The organism is Roseateles sp. GW821-FHT02E12, from assembly GCF_059421665.1.
Map to the genome: position 1 here is coordinate 150792 of NZ_JBWKVK010000003.1, position 21026 is coordinate 171817.

Annotated in this window: 15 protein-coding genes; 6 read left to right on the forward strand and 9 right to left on the reverse strand. The window is 69.4% G+C overall.

Translation table 11 applies throughout. The features are described 5' to 3' along the window. Positions 1-3 precede the first annotated feature (3 nt). A complete protein-coding gene (gene hutU, locus AC07V5_RS18705) occupies positions 4-1692 on the reverse strand; it encodes a urocanate hydratase (RefSeq protein WP_495117216.1) in 1689 nt (562 codons plus the stop codon). Positions 1693-1758: 66 nt separating this feature from the next. Here hutU and hutC point away from each other — a divergent pair, with 66 nt between their 5' ends. From hutC to AC07V5_RS18735, 6 genes are all read left to right on the forward strand, one after another. Continuing rightward, the gene (gene hutC / locus AC07V5_RS18710) at positions 1759-2490 is read left to right on the forward strand and encodes a histidine utilization transcriptional repressor HutC (protein ID WP_495117217.1); all 732 of its coding nucleotides are present in this window, start codon (positions 1759-1761) and stop codon (positions 2488-2490) included. 25 nt (positions 2491-2515) lie between these two features. Beyond that, complete coding sequence (locus AC07V5_RS18715; protein ID WP_495117218.1) at positions 2516-3097, forward strand: HutD/Ves family protein; 582 nt, start codon at positions 2516-2518, stop codon at positions 3095-3097. Beyond that, positions 3094-4284 carry an imidazolonepropionase gene (gene hutI / locus AC07V5_RS18720; RefSeq protein ID WP_495117219.1) on the forward strand — a complete coding sequence of 397 codons (1191 nt, stop codon included), beginning with the start codon at positions 3094-3096 and terminating at the stop codon, positions 4282-4284. The genes AC07V5_RS18715 and hutI overlap by 4 nt, the downstream gene beginning before the upstream one ends. Beyond that, the gene (gene hutG / locus AC07V5_RS18725; RefSeq protein WP_495117220.1) at positions 4281-5081 is read left to right on the forward strand and encodes an N-formylglutamate deformylase; all 801 of its coding nucleotides are present in this window, start codon (positions 4281-4283) and stop codon (positions 5079-5081) included. Before hutI ends, hutG begins: the two co-directional genes overlap by 4 nt. Further along, positions 5069-6466 carry a formimidoylglutamate deiminase gene (gene hutF / locus AC07V5_RS18730; protein ID WP_495117221.1) on the forward strand — a complete coding sequence of 466 codons (1398 nt, stop codon included), beginning with the start codon at positions 5069-5071 and terminating at the stop codon, positions 6464-6466. Before hutG ends, hutF begins: the two co-directional genes overlap by 13 nt. A gap of 148 nt (positions 6467-6614) precedes the next feature. Then, positions 6615-8168, forward strand: coding sequence for a methyl-accepting chemotaxis protein (locus AC07V5_RS18735; protein WP_495117222.1), 1554 nt, complete (start codon positions 6615-6617; stop codon positions 8166-8168). Here AC07V5_RS18735 and AC07V5_RS18740 read toward each other — a convergent pair. From AC07V5_RS18740 to AC07V5_RS18775, 8 genes are all read right to left on the reverse strand, one after another. After that, complete coding sequence (locus AC07V5_RS18740; protein ID WP_495117223.1) at positions 8155-11244, reverse strand: efflux RND transporter permease subunit; 3090 nt, start codon at positions 11242-11244, stop codon at positions 8155-8157. The genes AC07V5_RS18735 and AC07V5_RS18740 overlap by 14 nt on opposite strands. Positions 11245-11258: 14 nt before the next feature. Beyond that, positions 11259-12359: an efflux RND transporter periplasmic adaptor subunit gene (locus tag AC07V5_RS18745; RefSeq protein WP_495117224.1), complete on the reverse strand. Its 1101-nt coding sequence runs from the start codon at positions 12357-12359 to the stop codon at positions 11259-11261. Positions 12360-12364: 5 nt separating this feature from the next. After that, positions 12365-13810 (reverse strand): efflux transporter outer membrane subunit, encoded by a 1446-nt coding sequence (locus AC07V5_RS18750; protein ID WP_495117225.1) that lies wholly within the window; start codon positions 13808-13810, stop codon positions 12365-12367. Further along, complete coding sequence (locus AC07V5_RS18755) at positions 13807-14448, reverse strand: TetR/AcrR family transcriptional regulator (RefSeq protein ID WP_495117226.1); 642 nt, start codon at positions 14446-14448, stop codon at positions 13807-13809. Before AC07V5_RS18755 ends, AC07V5_RS18750 begins: the two co-directional genes overlap by 4 nt. 89 nt (positions 14449-14537) lie before the next feature. After that, positions 14538-15572 (reverse strand): asparaginase, encoded by a 1035-nt coding sequence (locus tag AC07V5_RS18760; RefSeq protein WP_495117227.1) that lies wholly within the window; start codon positions 15570-15572, stop codon positions 14538-14540. A gap of 76 nt (positions 15573-15648) precedes the next feature. Beyond that, the gene (locus AC07V5_RS18765) at positions 15649-17274 is read right to left on the reverse strand and encodes a toll/interleukin-1 receptor domain-containing protein (protein ID WP_495117228.1); all 1626 of its coding nucleotides are present in this window, start codon (positions 17272-17274) and stop codon (positions 15649-15651) included. Next, positions 17271-19040 carry a tetratricopeptide repeat protein gene (locus AC07V5_RS18770; protein WP_495117229.1) on the reverse strand — a complete coding sequence of 590 codons (1770 nt, stop codon included), beginning with the start codon at positions 19038-19040 and terminating at the stop codon, positions 17271-17273. Before AC07V5_RS18770 ends, AC07V5_RS18765 begins: the two co-directional genes overlap by 4 nt. A gap of 252 nt (positions 19041-19292) precedes the next feature. Next, complete coding sequence (locus AC07V5_RS18775) at positions 19293-20999, reverse strand: GGDEF domain-containing protein (protein WP_495117230.1); 1707 nt, start codon at positions 20997-20999, stop codon at positions 19293-19295. Positions 21000-21026 lie beyond the last annotated feature (27 nt).

A 21026-nucleotide genomic window follows, 5' to 3' on the forward strand; every position in this document is an offset into this window, starting at 1 on the left:
ACTTCACAAGGAAGGCAGGTTCAGTTCGTTCTTGTTGGCGCAGGCGACGGCAGTCTCGTAGCCTGCATCGGCGTGGCGCATGACGCCGGTGCCGGGGTCGTTCCACAGCACGCGGGACAGGCGCTGCGCGGCTGCCTCGGTGCCGTCGGCCACGATGACGACGCCCGAGTGCTGCGAGTAGCCCATGCCCACGCCGCCGCCGTGGTGCAACGATACCCAGGTGGCGCCGCCGGCGGTGTTCAGCAGCGCGTTCAGCAGCGGCCAGTCGGAGACTGCATCCGAGCCGTCCTTCATGCCTTCGGTCTCGCGATTCGGGCTGGCAACGGAGCCGCTGTCCAGGTGGTCGCGGCCGATGACGATGGGCGCCTTCAGCTCGCCGCTCTTCACCATCTCGTTGAAGGCCAGGCCGGCGATTTGGCGCTCGCCCAGGCCCAGCCAGCAGATGCGCGCGGGCAGGCCCTGGAAGGCGATGCGCTCGGCGGCCATGTCCAGCCAGCGGTGCAGCGCCGCGTGTTGCGGGAACAGCTCCTTCAGCTTGGCGTCGGTCTTGCGGATGTCTTCCGGGTCGCCCGACAGGGCCACCCAGCGGAAGGGGCCCTTGCCTTCGCAGAAGAGCGGGCGCACATAGGCGGGGACGAAGCCGGGGAAGTCGAAGGCATTGGCCACGCCCTGGTCCTTGGCGACCTGGCGGATGTTGTTGCCGTAATCCACCGTGGGGATGCCCATCTGCTGGAAGGCCAGCATGCCCTTCACGTGGTCGGCGCAGCTCTTGGCGGCGGCGGCCTTCAGTTCGGCGTGCTGGGCCGGGTCGGCCGCTGCAGCCTTCCACTGCTCCACGCTCCAGCCGGCCGGCAGATAACCGTGGATGAGGTCGTGCGCCGAGGTCTGGTCGGTCACAAAGTCGGGCTTGATGGCCGTGCCCAGCTTGCAGCGCTCGGCCAGGGCCGGGATCAATCGCGCCGCGTTGCCCAGCAGCGCGATGGACTTGGCTTCGCCGGCAGCGGTGTACTTGGCGATGCGGTCCAGCGCGTCGTCCAGATCGAACGCCTGCTCGTCCACATAGCGGGTCTTGAGGCGGAAGTCGATGCGCGACTGCTGGCACTCGATGTTCAGCGAGCAAAAGCCCGCGAAGGTGGCCGCCAGCGGCTGGGCGCCACCCATGCCGCCCAGGCCCGCGGTCAGCACCCATTTGCCCTTGGCCACGCCGCCGTAATGCTGGCGGGCCGCTTCGGCAAAGGTCTCGTAGGTGCCCTGCACGATGCCCTGGCTGCCGATGTAGATCCAGCTGCCGGCCGTCATCTGGCCGTACATCATCAGACCCTTGCGGTCCAGCTCGTGGAAGTGCTCCCAGGTGGCCCAGGCCGGCACGAGGTTGGAGTTGGCCAGCAGCACGCGCGGCGCGTCCGGGTGGGTGCGGAACACGCCCACCGGCTTGCCCGACTGGATCAGCAGCGTCTCGTCGTCGTTCAGCTCGCGCAGGGACTTGCAGATCGCGTCGAACGCGTCCCAGTTGCGCGCGGCCTTGCCGATGCCGCCGTAGACGACCAGCGCGTCCGGGTTCTCGGCCACGGCGGGGTCGAGGTTGTTCTGCAGCATGCGGTAGGCGGCCTCGGTCAGCCAGCTCTTGCAGCTGAGTTGGGTGCCGGTGGGCGCCTTCACTGGGCGGGGAGCGGAACGGGGCAAAGCGGACATCGGGTACTCCTGAAAGTGCCGCGAACTCTAGTTGTCTATACAAGTCAAGTCAACTAGGATGGCGCCATGCCCAGAAGCCCCCGAACGTCAGCTACAGGCCCCGAACCCCAGTACCTCAAGGTCAAGAACCATCTGCGCGAAGGCATCGCCAGCAGCCACTGGGTGGCCGGCGACCTGCTGCCCAGCGAAGGCGCGCTGGTCGGCCAGTTCGAGGTCAGCCGCATGACGGTGAACCGGGCGCTGCGCGAGCTGGTGCAGGAGGGGTTGATCGAGCGCGTTCAGGGCGTGGGCAGCTTCGTCGCCCAGCTGCACCGCATTTCGTCAACGCTGAACGTGCGCGACGTGCATGAGGAAATCGTCGAGCGCGGCGGCACGCACGAGGCACGCGTGCACGCCCTGACCAAAGGCAAGGCCACGCCGCAGCAGGCGGCCGAGCTGGGGCTCAAGCGGGGGGCGCCCATCTACCTGAGCTTGATTACGCATCTTGAGAACGGGGTCGCCATCCAGTGCGAGGAGCGGGCCGTCAACCCGGCGTGCGCGCCGGACTATCTGGTGCAGGATTTCACGCGCATCACGCCCACGCACTACCTGCTCGAAGTGGCGCCGCTGTCCGAGGCGCGCTACATGATCGAGGCGGCGCTGCCCGGCGAGGTCGAAGCCAAGCTGCTCGGCATCAACCGCCGCGACCCCTGCCTGGTCGTCAAACGCATCACCTACAGCCGCGGTGCCGCCGTAACCAGCGTGAAACTCACCCACCCTGGTGTACGTTACCAATTGCAAGGGAGCTTCTCGGCATGAGCCGGGCCGCACAGAGCTGCGGAAAATGCGCGGTTGGCCGTACGGCCAGAAGCGCAAGGACAAGAACATGAGTTGGAGCAAGGTCAGCGCGGCCGACTTGGAGCCGCAGGCCTGGAAGAACAAGGGCGGAACGACGCGTGAGCTGCTCGCCTGGCCGCATGCCCATGACTGGGCATTGCGCATCAGCGTTGCTCGCGTCGAGCGAGACGGGCCGTTCTCGGCCTTCCCCGGCGTGCACCGTTGGCTGGCCGTCATCGGCGGTGCCGGGCTGCGCCTGTTCGACTGGCCACAGAGCATCGGCGACGAGCCGCTGCGTTTCGAGGGCGGCCTGGCGCCGGAGGCCGAGCTCATCAAGGGCCCGACCGAGGTCCTCAACGTGATGGAGCGGCGCGGCAACCTGGAGCTCGAATCGGCCCACCACGTGCTGCTGCCCAAGACGCCCTGGGTGGGCCTGTTCACCGTCAACGGCGGCCTGCTGGAGCACGGCCACCGCGCCATGCCGATGGCGCCGCTGACGCTGGCCTGGTGCGAGCAGCCGGTAACGCAGAGCTGCGTCTTCACCGGCGAGGGCAATGCCTGGTGGCTGACCTGGAGCGACGAGGGATGAAGCTCTGGCGCGGTGGGGTCCTCGCCACGCTGGCGGGCGACAGCGGCTGGGGCCTGATCGACGACGGGGCTTTGCTTGTCGACGACAGCGGCCTGCTGCGCTGGGTCGGCCCGACCGCGAGCGCGCCGCCGGCCGACGAGGTCGTCGAGCTGAATGGAGCACTCGTCACGCCCGGCTTCGTCGATTGCCACACCCACCTCGTCTACGGCGGCAACCGCGCGGGCGAGTTCGAGCAGCGCCTGCATGGCGCCAGCTACGCAGACATCGCCAAGGCCGGCGGCGGCATCAAGTCAACAGTGGCCGCAACGCGCGACGCCACTGAAGCCCAGTTGCTGGCCTGGGCCACCAAGCGTGCCCTGGCGTTGATCGCCGAGGGCGTGACGACGGTGGAGGTCAAGTCCGGTTACGGCCTGGACGCCGCCACTGAGGCCCGCATGCTGCGCGTTGCGCGCCAGCTCGGCCCTCTGGGCCTGGACGTGCGCACGACCTATCTCGCCGCCCACGCGCTGCCGCCCGAGTTTGCCGACGCCGACGACTACATCGCCGCCGTCTGCCGGTGGCTGCCCGATCTGCACGAGGCGGGCCTCGTCGATGCGGTGGACGCCTTCTGCGAGCACATCGCCTTCAGCCCGGCCCAGGTTGCGCGTGTCTTTGATGCCGCCAAGCGCCTCAACCTTCCCGTGAAGCTGCATGCCGAGCAGCTGAGCGACCAGGGGGGCGCCCAGCTCGCCGCCGGCTACCGGGCGCTGAGCTGCGATCACCTCGAATACCTGAGCGACGCCGGCATCCAGGCCATGGCCGAGGCCGGCACGGTGGCGGTGCTGCTGCCGGGCGCCTTCTACGCCCTGCGCGAAACCAGGCTGCCACCTATTCAACAGCTGCGCCAGGCCGGTGTCCCCATCGCCATCGCGACCGACCACAACCCGGGCAGCTCGCCAACGCTGTCGCCCCTGTTGATGATGAACATGGCTTGTGTGCTGTTCCGCCTGACGCCCGAGGAAGCGCTGCGCGGCCTGACGGTCAACGGTGCGCGCGCCCTTGGGCTGAAGGATCGGGGCCAGCTCGTGGCGGGGCAGCGTGCCGATTTCTGTGTCTGGGATAGCGGACATCCGCGAGAGCTGGCAGCATGCTTTGGACATAACCCGCTGATAGAACGGGTGCATCACGCAAACCAGGGAGAAGCATGAGCGTCTTTCGTCTGCAGCAGGGCCGTGTGCCGCTGCTGATCAGCCTGCCGCACGTCGGCATAGAAATCCCGCCTGAGCTGGCCGATCAGCTCGTACCCCGTGCCCTGGCCAGCGAGGACAGCGACTGGCACCTGGAGCGGCTCTACGGCCCGCTGGCCGACGAGCTCGGTGCCAGCCTCATCGTGCCGCGCTACAGCCGCTACGTCATCGACCTGAACCGGCCGCCGGACGACCAGCCGCTCTATCCTGGCGCTGCCGGCGGCACCGGCCTGGTGCCCACGCGCTTCTTCTCCGACGACCCGCTCTACGCCGATGGCGCCGGGCCCAATGCGGCCGGTATCGCCGCGCGCCGCGAGGCCTACTGGCAGCCCTATCACTCGGCGTTGGCGGCGGAGCTGGCGCGCCTGCGCGAGCAGCATGGCCATGCGCTGCTCTTCGACGGCCACAGCATCCGCTCCGAGCTGCCCTGGCTGTTCGAAGGCGAGCTGCCGGCCCTGAACCTCGGCACTGCCGACGGCGCGGCCTGTGCGCCGGCCGTCACCGAGCGCCTGGGCGCGCTGCTGGCCAGCCAGACGCGTTTCAGCCAGGTCGTCAACGGCCGCTTCAAGGGCGGCTACATCACGCGCCACTATGGCCAGCCCGGCCAGGGCGTGCACGCCGTGCAGCTGGAGATGTGCCAGCGCTGCTACATGGACGAGGCCGTCGACCCGGCGGGCGCCTTCGATGAGGTGCTGGCTGCCCAGGTCGCGCCGCTCATCAAGCAATTGCTGCAGGAGCTGCTCGCATGCCCGGTCTGAAGCGACTCCACGCCCCCCTGGCCTGGGTGGATGGCCGCTGGCAGCGCGACGTGCTGCTGAGCGTCGACGCGAGCGGCCACTGGTCCGAGATCACCGTCAACGTGCCGGCGCCGCCCGATGCCGAGGCGCTGGCCGGCCCCGTCATCCCCAGCCTGGTCAATGCGCACAGCCATGCCTTCCAGCGCGCCTTCGTCGGCCTGGCTGAGCGCCGCGAGGCCGGCCAGGACGATTTCTGGAGCTGGCGCGACCGCATGTACGCGCTGGCCCTGCGCATCTCGCCCCAGCAGCTGCGGGCGGTGGCCAGCCAGCTCTATGCCGAGATGCTGCGCGGCGGCTACACCCAGGTCTGCGAGTTCCACTACCTGCACCATCCCGCCGAAGGCCAGCACTTCGACGACGAACTCGACATGGCCTGGGCGCTGGCTTCAGCCGCCGAGGACACCGGCATCGGCCTGACCTTGCTGCCCGTGGTCTACACGCGCAGCGGCTTTGGCTTGAACGGATCGAACACGGCGCTGAGGCCCGACCAGCACCGCTTTGCCGCCGACGCCGACTGGGCCTGGCGTGCCAGCCAGCGCGTCATGGCCGCCGGCCTGCCGCGCGTGAACGCCGGTGTGGCCCTGCACTCGCTGCGCGGTGCCTCGCCGCAGGACATCGCCCGCCTGACCAGCCTTGTCGGCGCGGCAGACCTGCCCATCCACATCCACGTCGCCGAGCAGACGGCCGAGGTGGCCGACTGCCTCCAGGCGACGGGCAAGCGCCCGATCCAATGGCTGGCCGACGAGGGTCATCTGGACCCGCGCTGGCAGCTCGTGCACGCCACGCATGCCGAAAGCCCCGAGATCGAGGCCGTGGCCCGCAGCGGCGCGGGCATCGTCATCTGCCCGGGTACCGAAGCCAACCTCGGCGACGGCCTGGCCGACCTGCCGAGCTGGCTGTCCAACGGCGTGCCGCTGACGGTGGGCTCGGACAGCCAGGTCACGCGCGGCTGGGTGGAGGAGCTGCGCTGGCTGGAGTACGGCCAGCGTCTGGCGCTGCGCCAGCGCAACGTTGCGTCGGCACCGGGCAGCCAGCCGTCCAGCGCGGCGCGGCTGTTCGACGCTGCCGTGGCCGGTGGCGCCCGTGCGGCCGGCTTCACGGCCTGGGGCCTCACGCCGGGGGCGCGCGCCGACGCGCTGGTGCTGAACCGCGAGGCCGACGCCCTGCGTGGCTTGCCCGACGAGGCCCTGCTCGACGCTGTCGTCTTCGGCAGCAACGGCTCACCCTGGCAATCCGTCTGGGTGGCCGGCCGGGCGCGGCCCTGGCGGGCGCCACAGCGCGTGGGTGATGCCTTCGAGGCGGCGATGCGCGAGCTGTGGTCGCCTGACCCCAACCCAGGCGCCTGAGGCTTGGCGGCGGCCCGGCAAAGGACTAGTCTCGCGCCACGACCTCTAATAAATCACGCCGCTGTGATCACTCCTGGGTCGACAGGCTGCGGCAGCGAGGGACGACGGCTGCCGCCCGTTGCGGTTTGGCTCGTGATGAGGAGTGGTGATGAAGCTCAGCGATTTCACGATCAAGGCGCGGCTGCTCGCGCTCGCAGCACTCGCGGTTTTGGCGATGCTCGTCGTCGGCCTTCAGGGCTTGCGCAGCCTGGCGCAGTCCAAGGCCGAATTCGTGCACTACGTGGACAACGACGTCGAGTCGCTGACCCAGTTGGCCGGCGTGCGTGCCGGCGTCGGCAACCTGCGCCGCTACGAGAAGGACCTGCTCATCAACCTGGCTGACGCCAAGGCCGTCGAGCGCTACCGCAAGGAGTGGAACGAGACCTTCGAGAAGGTCTCCACCAGCCTTGGCAACATCGCCAAGCTCGATGTGCCCGCCGACGTGAAGCGCATGCCAGAGGAGTTGCAGAAGGCGCTGCAAGATTACCGAGGCGGCTTCAGCGGCATCCTCGAGCGGGTGCTCAAGGGCGAGTTCGCCGATACGGCGGCGGCCAATCAGGCGATGGAACCCGTCAAGGGCCCCGTGCGAGCGCTGGACAAGGCGCTGGCTGAGATGACGGAGAGGGTGGACAAGCATTCGGCGCAGCAAGTGGCGCTGCTGGACGAGCATGAGCAGGACATCCGACGCAACCTGATGGGGGTCGTCATCGCCGCGGTGCTGCTGTTGGCGTGCTACACGGCGCTCAACATCCGCTCCATCCTGGCGCCGCTGGCCTATGCCGTGAAGACGGCGGAACGCATCGCCGGCCAGGACCTCAGCGAGCCCGTGCGTGTGGAGGGGCGTGACGAAACCTCCGCCCTGATGCGCGGCGTGCAGGGCATGCAGGACTCGCTGGCCAAGGTCGTCACCGGCGTGCGCCACAGCACCGACAGCATCGCCACCGCCTCACGCGAGGTGGCCACCGGCAGCCAGGACCTGAGCAACCGCACGGAGCAGGCCGCGTCCAACCTGCAGGAAACGGCCTCGGCGATGGAGGAGCTGACCGCCAGCGTCACCCACAACGCCGAGTCGGCCCGCCAGGCCAACCAGCTGGCCAGCGATGCCGCCGAGGTGGCGCGCCGGGGCGGCGCGGTGGTGGACGAGGTCGTGCAGACCATGGGCCGCATCAGCGCCTCGTCCAACAAGATCGGCGACATCATTTCCGTCATCGACGGCATCGCCTTCCAGACCAATATCCTGGCGCTGAACGCGGCCGTGGAGGCTGCACGGGCCGGCGAGCAGGGCCGTGGATTTGCGGTGGTGGCCGGCGAAGTGCGCACCCTGGCCCAGCGCTCGGCGGAAGCCGCCAAGGAGATCAAGTCGCTGATCATGAGCAGCGGCGAGAGCGTGGAGAGCGGCACCGCCCTGGTGGCCAAGGCCGGCCAGACCATGCACGAGATCATCGACGCCATTGCGCGAGTCAGTTCGATCGTGTCCGAGATCAGCCACGCCACCGGCGAGCAGAGCACCGGCATCGGCCAGATCGGCCAGGCCATCGCCAACCTCGACCAGATGACGCAGCAGAATGCCGCCCTCGTCGAGGAGTCCGCCGCTGCTGCTCACAGCCTGCAGCAGCAGGCCGATGAGCTGTCGCAGTCGGTGGCGGTGTTCAAGCTGAGCTGATCTGCTCCTGTGCGGGCCGGCGGCGCAGCCGCCCGGCGCGCTCGATCATGTCGTCGACGATCTCGTAGAGCACCGGGATCACCAGCAGGCTCAGGAAGGTGCTGGTGATCAGCCCGCCGATGACGACGATGGCCATCGGGGCGCGGAAGCTCGGGTCGGTGCCGAAGCCCAGGGCAATCGGCAGCATGCCGGCGCCCATCGCGAGCGTCGTCATGACGATGGGCCGCGCACGCTTGTGGCAGGCGTCCAGCAGCGCTTCCAGCCGCGTCAGGCCCTGCTCGCGCTGGGCGACGATGGCGTATTCCACCAGCAGGATGGAGTTCTTCGTCGCGATGCCCATCAGCATGATCATGCCGATCATGGCCGGCATGGACAGGTCCGTGCCGGTGACGAACAGCGCCAGGATGGCGCCCGGGATCGACAGGATCAGCGCGCCCAGGATCGTGACCGGCTGCACCCAGGCGTGGAAGAGCAGCACCAGCACGATGTAGATGCAGGCGACACCCGTGCCCATGGCCAGCGCGAAGCCCTGGCCGAGTTCGGCAAAGGCCTCGGCATCGCCGATTTCGGCCTTGCTGACGCCCGGCGGCAGCGTGGCGATGCTGGGCAGGGCGGCCGCGGCGGCCTGCACCTCGCTGAGCGGCTGGCCGTTCAGCTCGATCTCGAAGTTGACGTTGCGCAGCCGGTCGTAGCGGTCGATCTGGGCCGGGCCGCTGGTCACCTGCAGATCGGCCACCTGTTGCAGCGGCACCGGGCCACGCGTGCCGGGTACGGTGAGCTGGCCCAGCAGGGCCAGGTCGGCGCGCGCGGCATCGGGCAGGCGCACGACGATGGGCACCTGGCGCTGGCTCAGGTTGAGCTTGGGCAGCAGTTGGTCGTAGTCACCCGCGGTCGCGATGCGCAGCGTGTCGGCAATCGCTGCGGTGGACACGCCCAGGTCCGCCGCACGCGCGGCGTCCGGCCGCACGATGAGCTCGGGGCGCTGCAGGCTGGAGCTGCTCGTTACCTGGCCGATGCCGGGCAGGGCGCGCAGTTCCTTCTCCACCTTGGCGGCGTGCGCGGCGAGCTGCTCGCCGTCCTCGCCGGCCAGCACGAGCTGGTACTTCTCGTTGGAGCCGCCGAAAGTCACCTTCAGCCGCGCGCCGGCGATGTTCTCCAGCCGCTCGCGCAGCTCGCGTTCGATCTGCTGCTTGCTGATGCCGGAGCGCTCGTGGCGTGGGGTCAGGTTCAGCGTCAGCGTGGCCTTGCGGGCCTCGGCCGCGCCGCTCATCGCGAACGGGTCGCCGCCGGCACTGCCGCCACCAACAGCGGTGTAAACCAGTTTCACGTGCGCATGCGCGGCGGCCGCGGCGCGGGCTTGCTCGGCGATGGCCGCTGTCTGCTCGTAGGTGCTGCCGGGCGGCAGCTCGATGCTGATCTGCGTCTGGCTCAGGTCGTCCGGCGGCATGAAGGCGCCGGGAATCGCGCCCATGAACAGCGGCGTGCAGGCCGCCACGCCGAAGGCGGCCGTGATGGCCATCGTCTTGCCCTTGTGCGTGAACGCCCAGCGCGCGGCGCGCAGGTAGCGCGCCATCCAGAACGGTTCCTTGTGCGCGCGCTTCGGGGCCTTGAGGATGTAGGCCGCCATCATGGGCGTCAGCATGCGAGCGACGACCAGCGAGAAGAACACCGCGATGGAGGCCGTCCAGCCGAACTGCACGAAGAACTTGCCGACCACGCCGCTCATGAAGGCCGTGGGCAGGAAGACGGCGATCAGCGTGAAGGTGGTGGCGATGACGGCCAGGCCGATCTCGTCGGCCGCCTCGCGTGCGGCCTCCAACGGCGTCTTGCCCATCACCAGGTGGCGCATGATGTTCTCGATCTCGACGATGGCGTCGTCCACCAGCACGCCGATGACGAGGGACAGCGACAGCAGCGTCACGACGTTGAGCGTGAAGCCCATCCAGTACATGACGAGGAAGGTCGGAATCGCTGACAGCGGCAGTGCGACGGCGCTGACGAAGGTAGCGCGCCAGTCGCGCAGGAAGAACCACACCACCAGCACGGCCAGCAGCGCGCCTTCGAGCAGCAGCGTCAGGCTGCCGTTGTAGTTCTCGATGACGGGGTCGACGAAGTTGAAGGCCTCGGTGACGGTGATGTCGGGGTGGGCAGCCTTCAGCTCCTCCAGCGCGGCACGCAGGCGCTCGGCCACATCCACCTCACCGGCGCCCTTGGCGCGCACGATCTCGAAGCCGACGACTTGCTTCCCGTTCAGGAAGGCGCCGCTGCGGCGCTCGGCCAGCGTGTCGTTGACCGTGGCGACCTGGTCCAGTCGCACGTGGCGGCCGTCTGGCAGCGGGATGCTCAGCGCCGCCAGCTCGGCCGCGCTTTGCACGGTGGCGATGGTGCGCAGCGATTGCTCGGCGCCGCCGAGCGTCGCGCGGCCACCGGGCGCCTCCTGCTGCACCTGCTTGAGCTGGCGCGACACATCGGCCGCGCTGACGCGCAGCGCCAGCAGCCGGGCCGGGTCGATCTCCACGCGCAGCTCGCGGCTGACGCCGCCCACGCGTGCCACCGAGCCCACGCCGCGCACGGCCAGCAGCCGCTTGGCCACCTGGTTGTCGACGAACCAGGACAGCGCCTCGTCGTCCATGCGGGTGCTGGAGACCGTGTAGGTCAGGATGGGCATGCCCGACAGGTTCATCTTGGTGATGACCGGGTCGCGCAGGTCGGCCGGCAGGTCGGCGCGGATGCGCGCGACGGCGTCGCGGGTGTCGTCCAGCGCCTCTTGCAGCGGCTTCTCCAGCCGGAACTCGGCCGTCACGGTGGCGATGCCGTCCTGCACCTTGGTGTAGAGGTGCTTGAGGCCTTGCACGGCCGCCAGCGAGTTCTCGATCTTGCGTGCGACCTCGGTTTCCATCTGCGCCGGCGCGGCGCCGGGCAGCGAGGCGCTGACGACGATGGTGGGCAGTTCGATGTCGGGGAACTGCTGGATCTTCATCTGCTTGAAGCCGTAGAGCCCGGCTGCCGTCAGCATGATGAAAAGCATGATGGCCGGCACCGGGTTGGCGATGGACCAGCGGGAGACGTTGAACATGGTGGCGTCTTTCCTTACTGGGCCACGCGAACGGTGTCGCCGTCCGCCAGGAAGCCGACGCCCGACTCGACAACGGCAGCACCGGCTGTCAGCCCGGAGCGCACTTCGACACGCGCGCCCTCACGCCGGCCGATCTGCACCTTCTGCTCGCGCACCTTGCTGCCATCAATGCGGAAGACATAGCTGAAGCCATCGCGGAGCAGCACGGCGCTCTGCGGCAGCGTCAGCGCGGCGCTGTCGCCGAGCACGAAGTCGCCGCGCGCGAACAGGCCGGCGCGCAGTGGTTCTGCAGCTTTCAGGTCCACGTAGACGAGGCCGTTGCGCGTCTGCGGGTCGATCTGCGGCGCGACCCGGCGGATGCGGCCTTCCACGGCTGGCGCCCCGCTGGGCTGCACGCGCACGAGCTGGCCGGCTTTGAGCTGTGCCAGCTCGGCGCCCGGCACCTCGGCGCGCCACTCCAGGCGGCCTTGGCGCTGCAGGCGAAAGAGTTCCTGCCCCGGCTGTACCAGCGCGCCGGGTGTGGCCAGGCGGGCGTTAATGATGCCGTCGTCCGGTGCGGTGATCTGCGTGTACGACAGGCGCAGCTGGTCGGCCTGCACGCGCGCTCGTGCCGCAGCCACGCGGGCTTGCGCGGCGGCGTCTGCAGCGAGCGCCTGGTCGATGGCTTGTGGCGACAGCGCCTCGCTGCCTTGCAGCGTCTTCACGCGCTCGGCCGTCTGGTGGGCCTCGCGGGCGGAGGCTTCGGCCTCCAGCAGCGCGGCGCGGCCGGCAGCGAGGTCGGCCTCCAGCGTGCCGGGGCTCAGCCTGGCGAGCAGCTGGCCCTTCTTCACACGGTCGCCCACGTCGACATTCAATGCAGCCAGGCGCTGGCCGCCGATCTCGGCGCCGATGACGACCTCTTGCCACGCGGCGATGGAGCCGGTGCCGGACAGCGTCTGCGGCCAGGTGCCGGCCTGGGCCAGCACGCGCTTGACGGTCAGCGCTGGCTTGGGCGCCGCGCTCGCTGCAGTCTCGGCAAAGGCGGGACCGCTGGACAGGGCGACGACAAAGGCCACAGCCAGCGCAACGGTCAGCGCGGTGGTCAGCAGGGGAGTGGAAATTTTCAGGGGCTTCATGGCGTTCAGCGCAGGGATGCGGTGTTCGTGTTCGTGAGGGTGTCGGCGTTCCAGCCGCCACCCAGGCTGCGGTACAGGCGAATCCAGGCCAGCGCGTGTTCGGCGCGCACGCTGAGCACGGCGTCGTAGGCGGCCAGGGCGTTGCGGAAAGTGGTGTTGCGCTGGGCGCCGCTTTGCAGGCCGGCCTGGGCCTGGGCGCCGGAGCGGCGAGCAATGCCCTCCCACTCGCGCTTCACGGCGTCCACCTCGCGCTCGCGCTCGGCGCCGGCGGCCACGCGTTGCAGCGCTTCCTCCACCTCGGCCACGGCGGTCTGCCAGCGTTGCTGCAGCGCGGCTGCGGCTTCGTCGGCCGCGGCCTCGGCGCCCTGCACGCGGGCGCGGCGCAGGCCACCGTCGAAGATGGGCAGCGTCAGGCTGGGGCCAAACGCCCACATCGAGCCGTTGCTGCTCGCGCCGCCCGCGCGCAGTCGTGTCTCACCGGCCAACGCCGTCAGGCTGAGCTGCGGATAACGCTGGGCCTCGGCACTGCGCTGCTGCTGCACGGCGGCCAGCCAGCGCTGGTGTGCGGCGGCGAGGTCGGGGCGCTGGGCCAGCAGCTGGGCGGGCAGGGCGCTCACGTCGAAACCGGGCACCTTGGGCTGGTCGCGTCGCAGCTCGAAGCCCTCGGTGGCGATCGCGGGCGGCGCCAGTTCGGCGGCCAGGCCATCGGCGCGCTCGCCGCACAGCAGGGCCAGCGTCTGCAGGGCGATCTGCGCCTCGGCACGCCACTGGCTTCGCGAGGCCACGGCTACGGCGCGCTCGGTGTTCAGCAGCGCGGCGTCGCTGGCGCTGAAGAGCCCGGCCTTCTGCTGCTGGCGAGCCCAGCCGGCAATCTGATCGGCAAAGCGCGCGTCCAGCTCGGCGGATTCCTCGCGCGCCTGGGCCAGGCGCAGCTGGATGTAGGCCTGGGCCACGTCGGCGGCCAGGCTGACGCGGGCGGCATGCCAGTCGGCCGTTGCGGCCGTGGCCTGGGCGCTTTCAGCGGCCGCGGCGGCGCGATGGCCGCCAAAGAGGTCCAGCTCCCAGCTGGCGTTGAACTGGCCGCTGGCCTGGGTGCTGTCGCCGGGAATGCCGTTCAGCGCGCGACCCCGCTGCGCCTGGGCGCTGGCGTTGAGCTGGGGCAGCAGCCCGGCACGGGCCTGGGCGGCACCGGCTTCGGCCTGGCGGCGGCGTGCGGCGGCCTGGGCCAGCGTGGGGCTCTGGCCTTGTGCGCGCTCGATGAGGCGGGCCAGCTGCGGGTCGCTGAAGGCCTGCCACCAGGTGTTCAGCGCCGCGGTGCTGCCGCCGTGGGGCAGGGGCGAGCGCCAGGCTGGCGGAATGGCCGCGGCGGCGGGTGGCGCGGCGGGCGGGGCCGTCGTGCAGGCGGCGAGAAGCGCCAGCAGAGGTGCGGCGAGGAGGAGGCGTCGATTCATTGGGGCTTGGCGTGTTGGGCGCGCTCGTACTCGACAAGGGCGCAGCCCCAGTCGGCCAGGCGCGCGCAGGTGCGTTCGAGCTGGGGGTCGTCGGCCAGCAGTTCGGGGTGGAAGGCGTCCAGCATCGGCCGCGTCATGGAGTAGTCGTGCGCCATCGCCTGCAGGCCCATCGCGAGCTGGTGGATGGCGGCCGTGGGCTCGGCCAGGCCGGCGTGGCGGGCCAGCAGGCCGGCGAAGCGATCAAAGATGGGGCCGACTTCCTGCGCGACGGTCTGCATGAAGATGGGGCTGGGCGCCTGCATCTCGCGGAAGAAGAGCTGCGCGCTGCAGGCGCCGTCGTCGAACAGGAAGGGGCGCAGGAAGCGGCAGATCGCTTCGTGCAGGCTCAAACCCGCGTCGTCGAAACCGGCCAGCTGCTGCTGCAGCTCGCGCACCGGCAGGCGCAGCACCTCGGTGTAAAGGCCGTCCTTGTCACCGAAGTGGTAGTGGATGGCGCCGGGGTTCACACCGGCCGCGGCGCAGATCTCGCGGGTGGGCACGGCATCCACGCCACGCTCGCCGAACAGGCGCATGGCCTCCTGCAACAGGCGGTCACGGGGCGGCAGTGCGGCAGGGGTAGGCGGCTTGGCAGCAGGCATGGAGCCGCACTGTAAAGCCAATCAAGCGCTTGCTTGGTCTCGTTTTGTATCGTTTCTTGTCGTGGCGCGATGGTTTCAGCCCGATGGCTTCAGTGCGGGGCGAGCGCGCGGGTGAGCGCCTCCGCCGGGCGCAGCGAGCCAACGTCCGTGCCGCGCCAGTTGCGCAGTTGCAGGTGGCTGTAGCTGGCCAGCAGTTCGCCTTCATCTTTCAGCAGTGCCGCAGCGACGGCGGCAAATGCAGCTTCGGCCGCGCGAACGGCGCCGTCGTCGATCTTCAGCGCCACGCCCAGGCCCAGCTCGGGCAGCGCCGCGCAGTACACGCCCTCGGCGCCGATCTTGCAGAAGAGCTGCTCGCCGAAGGCCTGCATGACGCGGGTGTCGAAGCGGTCGGTGCCGCCCACCATGAAGGGCGCCACCGCCACGGCCTGGCGCAGCCGACGCGCGGCGCGGGCGTTACCGTCGGACAGGCCCTGGCCCGTGCCGCAGCGGGCGAAGGCCTGGGCCAGCGAGCGCAGGGGCAGGGCGAAGGTCGGGATCGAGCAGCCGTCGATGCCGCGCGGCGCCTGCTCGACGTCCACGCCCGTCGCTGCCGACAGCGCGGCCGACACCTCGCGCATGACTTGGTGCTCCGCCGCGACATAGCCGCGCACGAACTCGGCCGGCTCGGCACCCGCGTTGCGCGCCATCAGGCAGGCCACGCAGACGAAGCCGCTGTGCTTGCCCGAGCAGTTGTTATGCAGCGGCGTGGCCAGCTCGCCGCGCGCCACCATGCCGCGCAGCACCGGCTCGCGGCTGGGCCACTGCGTGCCGCATTCCAGCGCGTCGGCCGTCAGGCCCAGCTTGGCCAGCACGCCGGCGGCGGTGGCCACATGCTCGGGCTCGCCGCTGTGCGAGGCGCAGGCCAGTGAGAGTTCTGCGTCGGTCAGCCCAAACGCCTCGGCCGCGCCGCTGGCCACCAGCGGCAGGGCCTGCAGCAGCTTGACGGCCGAGCGCGGGAAGATGGGCCGGTCGATGTCGCCCAGGGCCGTGTGCGCGGTGCCCGAGGCGTCGACGATGGCGAGCGCACCGGCGTGGCGGGACTCGACGGCGCTGCCGCGCAGGACTTCGATGAGGACGGGGTTCATGGGGGCAGTCTAGGCGCCCGGGGCTTGCGCTCAACGGGTCATCGGAGACCGGTGAGGGCGGGTGCCCATGACAGCCTCAACGGTACTGCGCCGGGTTTTTCAATGCCGCCAGGATCATGTCTGCCATTTCCTTCGGCGTGCCGGCAGGCATCGCCTGGATGTGGTTGGTCACCAGTGGAAGCGTGATCGATTCGTCGCGCAGGATTTGCAGAATGGTGAAGCCCTTGTCCTTCACATGCCGCGCCGCCGCCTTGTTCAGCTCGAAGTTGCAGAAGTCCTTGCGCAGGTACTCCGGGCTGTACACGGCGACAAAGCAGCGGCTGGCCTGTATGGAGACGGCCAGCTTGTAGTACCACTGCACACCGACGCGAATCGAGCTCTCGTCGAAGAACACGCGCAGTGGACGGTCGTCCATCTTCATCTTGGTGAGCGGCGCGACCAGGTTCTCTCTCACCCAGGCCGCGTTTTCCTTGGGTGTGCGCGAGTAGCTGATGAAGACGTCGATGGCCTCCTCGGGCTCTGGCGCGGCGGCGCTGCCCGATACGTCTTCCTGGATGGCACGTGTGCGCAGCTGCATGTGTTTGCGGTGCGCGGCCAGGCTGACCGCGTACAGCATGGTCAGGGCCACCATCGTCACCTGGGGATAGACGGCATTCAGCGCATATCTCAGGCCGAGCACCGTGAGTGCCAGCAACAGCAGCATGAGCACCAGTGCCGCCCCCCATGCCGCAGGGATGTTCAGGCGAAGCGCCGGCACCTTGCGATTCAACGTGGAGAAGGCCCACACGGCCAGGGCCGAGAACACGACCACGGAGCCTTCGAGCCAGCCCGGCTGCACCAGCAGCTTCAGCGGCCGTTGGTCGGTTGTTGCCAATTGGCCGGCCAGCGCCCATCCCAGCACTTCAGGGCCGGGCCGGTTGCCGATGATGCCAATGCGGTCGTGCTTCAGGTTCCCGACGATCACCACCCCATTGCGGAAAGCGGCTTGCGCGCTGCTTGCCTTGCCGGCCACGGGCTCGGCCGGTACGAACCTTCCGCTTTCGGCGTCCCGTCGCCAGATGTGGCCGGCGACGCTCGACGGCGGGCCGATGCTGACGACGACAGGCTGCGAGTCGCGTTGCTTCTGGCCGTCCACGCGCTGGTCCTCGGCCACGCTGAGCGGCAAAGACGGTATGCACATGCCTTCGGCAGCCGTGCCGGCAGTGCCCGGCTCGCAGGGGCGGTACCAGACGGTGTCACGCACGACATGCAGCTCGGTGTGCCCGTAGCCCGTCAGCTGGTTGTACACGGCCTGCTCGGCATGGAACTGGATGTAGTCGGGTTTGACCTCGCCACTCAGGGGGTCCAGCACGTCGACTGCCGCGTAGATCTGGGTGCCGGCGTCTTTCAAGGCCTTGATGTCGGCTGCCAGTTCGTCCAGTACCAGTGGCAGTGAACTGATCGAGAAATCGATCACCACGCGCGCTGGCCTGGTGTCGGCCAGTGCGCGCAGGGTGCGCCCCAGCTCAAGCCTGAACTCCTTGGTGGTGGCAGGGTTGCCGTTCCATTCCACGTCGACGAGGTGGAAGTCGTCCGGCCAGACGGCTCGCTGAGTGTGCAGAGCCTTGAAGACCCGCCAGTCCAGCCCCGCCAGTGCCTGCTGCAGTGCAGCCGTCAGCGCCAGCAGCAGCACGAAGAACAGCAGGTAGTGGCGCACCCTCATGCCGGACATTCGGACTCGCCAGCCTGCACGCGGCGCTCGATATCCTGTGCCGTCGCCCGCGCGGCGGCAGCGTCGGCGGCGTGACCACCCCAGCGGGTGTAGGCAGTCGCCAGGTCGGTGTAGAGATCGATGAAGACCGGATGCACCTGGTTGGCGATCTTCTCCCGAAGCAAGTCCTTCGCCTTCAGCAGGCTGGCTACTGCCGCCGCCGGCCGGTTTGCCGAGATCTGGGTCTCGCCGATGTAGACATGCGCAGACCCAAGCCTGAGCACGTCACGCGGTGCCGACTCCAGCAGGGCCAGCGCCCGTTGATGTTCAGCGAGCGCCTCGACATGGCGGCCGCGGCCGGCCAAGACCAACGCCAGGCCGTGGAGCGCATCAGCCTGCATCGCATGCGGACCCGTGAAGAGGGTCTTGGCGATCTTCAACGCCTGCTGGTGAGTCTCCTGCGCAGGCTCCAGGCGCCGAAGCGCCGACAAGTCTCGGCCCAGCGCATTCAGGGCTTCGACCACGTCCTCGTGGTACGTGAGGCCGTCGGCGCGCCGAGCGGCGAAGCGCAGGCGCAGCTGAATGTCCAGCGCGGCCTGGTGGGCAACCGCGGCCTGCTCGTAGGTTGCCAAACCGTAGGCGGCGCTGCCCATCACGCCCTGCAACTGGGCGAAAGCCGGGTGGTTGCGGCCCGCATACTGGGACGACAGTTGCGCGAGAACCTTCTCGCTGAAACGTCGGGCACAGCGGTACTTCCCTGCTGCCAGCACGGCCGCTGCCAGGTTGGAAGCCTGCTCCGCGACCGTGAACTCCCCCTCGCGCGGTGCCTGCTGCGCGTGCAGGGCCATGCTTTTCTCGAAGTAGCCGATGGCCTCGCCGAAGTTGCCCAGCCTCTGGTGGGCGCCACCCAGCCGTCCCAGCAGTACCGCCTGCCAATAGCCTTCGGACGTGCTTCGCATCAGGTCCAGTGCCTCCGTGTAGGGCGGCAAGGCCTTCTCGGCTTCGCCCAGCAGGCTGTAGACGTCGCCGAGTGCGATCAGCATGTCGACCATCGCGTCGCTGTCGTGAGCCTGCCTGGCCTCGGCGAGCCGTTGCGCGAAATACGTGACGGCTTCGCCGTAGTTGCCGAACGTCAGCAGGTAGCTCTCGGGTGTGAATGCGAAGGTCTTGGCCGGAGAGCCGGCCGCCATCGTCTCGTTGGCCAGCACCAGCGCGTCGACGTTGGTGCCAATGCGCGCGAGCTTCGGATAGCGGATCTGGATGCTGCCTTGCAGCACTTCGTAGCGCGCGCCGCCGGCCGCTTCGTCGACACCCGCTGAAAAAGTCGTCCCGCGAGTTTGCGCCGATACAGAGCGCACCTGGACGTTGAAGAAATCCAGCTTCCTTCGGACTTGGAAGAGCCAGTTGCCCGACTGCACGTCGTAGGACTCGCCACGCGCGCTGACGGTGCTCAGCTTGATGGCACTGCCGACGTCGTGACTGCTGATGAGCTGCCCGTTCGGGCTTTCGAGCTGAATGCGGATGCCCTGCGGCACCCATAGGGTGGTGCCGACTGGCAGCGAGTGCTGGCGCCGCACCGTGACCGTGCCGGCGGCGGAGGCGCCGGGCCCGCGGATCTGCAGGTCGGCGGTGTCAGCTGAGGCGCCGTTGCGGACGATGTCGTTCACCAACCATTCCGTGGCCGACATCGCCTCGAAAGGAAAGAGCATCGCCATCGAGGCGAGCGCTGCGGCCAGCCAGAGCCTCGGCATGCGCCGCAAGGCATTCGTCACGGCCATGCAATCCTCCCCAGATTGATCGAACAGGTCCGAATGCGGTCATTTTCTGTCGAGGCCAATCGGTGAGGCCGGCCGCCAACGACAACCGATACACAGCTTTGATGACGCCAAGACGGAAGACTCAGACGGGCGGCATTACAACCCACCGAGGCTCACATCCAGGCAGCGCCAACCAGAAGGGCTGGGCGCTGGGCCGATAAGACGGGCCGGAGTGCTGACATCTTGAAGCTGCGCTTCAGGATGCGCGGTTGCCTAGTCGACGTGCACCCGGTTTCGCCCACCCCGCTTGGCCGCGTACAGCGCCTGGTCGGCCCGATTCAGCAGGTTGTCGCCCTGCTGCTGGGGCGCGCCGCCGGCGATGCCGATGCTGACACGCACCAGCAGGCCTGGCGTGATGGCCGCCCAGTCGTGCTCCACCACCGCCAGGCGCAGGCGCTCGCAGATCTCGGCGGCCTGCTGGGGGGCGATGCCCACCAGCACGGCCAGGAACTCCTCGCCGCCGATGCGGGCCAGCAGGTCGGCGCTGCGCAGGCGGTGGCGCAGCAACTGGGCGAGCTGCTGCAGCACGGCGTCGCCCACCGCGTGGCCGTGGGTGTCGTTGATCTTCTTGAAGTGATCCACATCAAGCGTCGCGACGCTGATGACCTGATTGGCCATGCGTGCGCCCTCGACGAGCAGCGGCAGCGCGAACTCGGCGTGGCGGCGGTTGTGCAGGCCGGTCAGCACGTCTTCGTGGGCGGCGCGGTCAAGCGCCATGGCGTGCTCGCGCAGGCGTTGCTGCTCGGTCTCCAGGTGGGTGGCGCGGGCGCGCTCGCGGCGGGCGTCGGCCACGGCGCTCTCGGCGCGGGCCTGGGCCTGCTCGACCTGGTCGCGGATGAGGATGACCTCGGTCTGCAGCATCAGGTTGTCGCGGCTGATCTGGCGGTCCAGGCCGACGAGTTCCTCCAACCAGCCCAGGGCGTCGCGGTACTGGCCGCAGGCCTTGTGCGTCTGGTAAAGCGAGCGGATCAGCAGCCGGCGCAGCTTGGGCGGCGGCTCGGTGGCGGCGTGCAGCAGCGCCTCCAGGATGCGCGCGGACTGCAGCGGCTCGCCCTTCAGGCGCAGGAAGACGGCGCGCTGCACGTCGGCCTCGATGGCCAGCGTGCGGTAGCCATGGTCATGGGCGATGTGGCCGAAATCGTTGAGCAGCGGCAGGGCTTCGTCGAGCAGGCCGCCGGCCAGCAGCGCGTTGACGAGGTTGGACACGGCGACGGCCACCTGGAAGGGGCTGCCCGAGAGCCGCGCCAGATCGGTGGCCTGCTCGGCTGTGCGGCGGGCGCTGGCGAGGGCCTCGGCCAGCACGGCGGCCTCGCCGCCCAGGGCCTGGGCTTCCTCGACGCGGCGCAGCCAGAAATAGGCCAGGTTGTTGTGGCAGGAGAACAGCACCTCGGGCACGCCGGTGTGCATGGCGATCTCCAGGGCCTGCTCGGTCGACGCGCAGGCCTGGGTCGGGTTGTCCAGGCTGGAATAGGCCACGCCAACGCGGTTGAGCGCCCAGGCCTCGCGCACCGGGTCGCCCGCGCGGCGCGCGGCGGCGAGGGCCTTCATGCCGGCTTCCAGGGCCTCGCGGGCCATCAGCAGCTGGCCGTAGACATAGCACTGGCTGGTCAGCGCGTCGGCCAGCAGGCCGTCGTTGCCGAGGCGCTCGGCCAGGGCCAGCGCCTCGGTGGCGCAGCGCGCGCTCGATGTCAGCCGGCCCAGGCGAGGGTATTGGTGGGCCAGCAGCGCCACGGTTTCGCAACGCCGGCGCAGCTCGGTTGTCGGGCAGATCAGCAGCAACTGCTCCAGCGCCTCGCAGGAGGTCTGGTAGGCCCCCGCGGCCGCATGCTGGCGCGCGGCGGCAAAGCCGGCATCGAACGCAATGGCGTCGAAACCAACGCTGTTGGCGGGCAGGGTGGGGAGGTCTAGCAGAGCTGGCATGGAAGGGGCCGATTCTGCCTAGGCCCA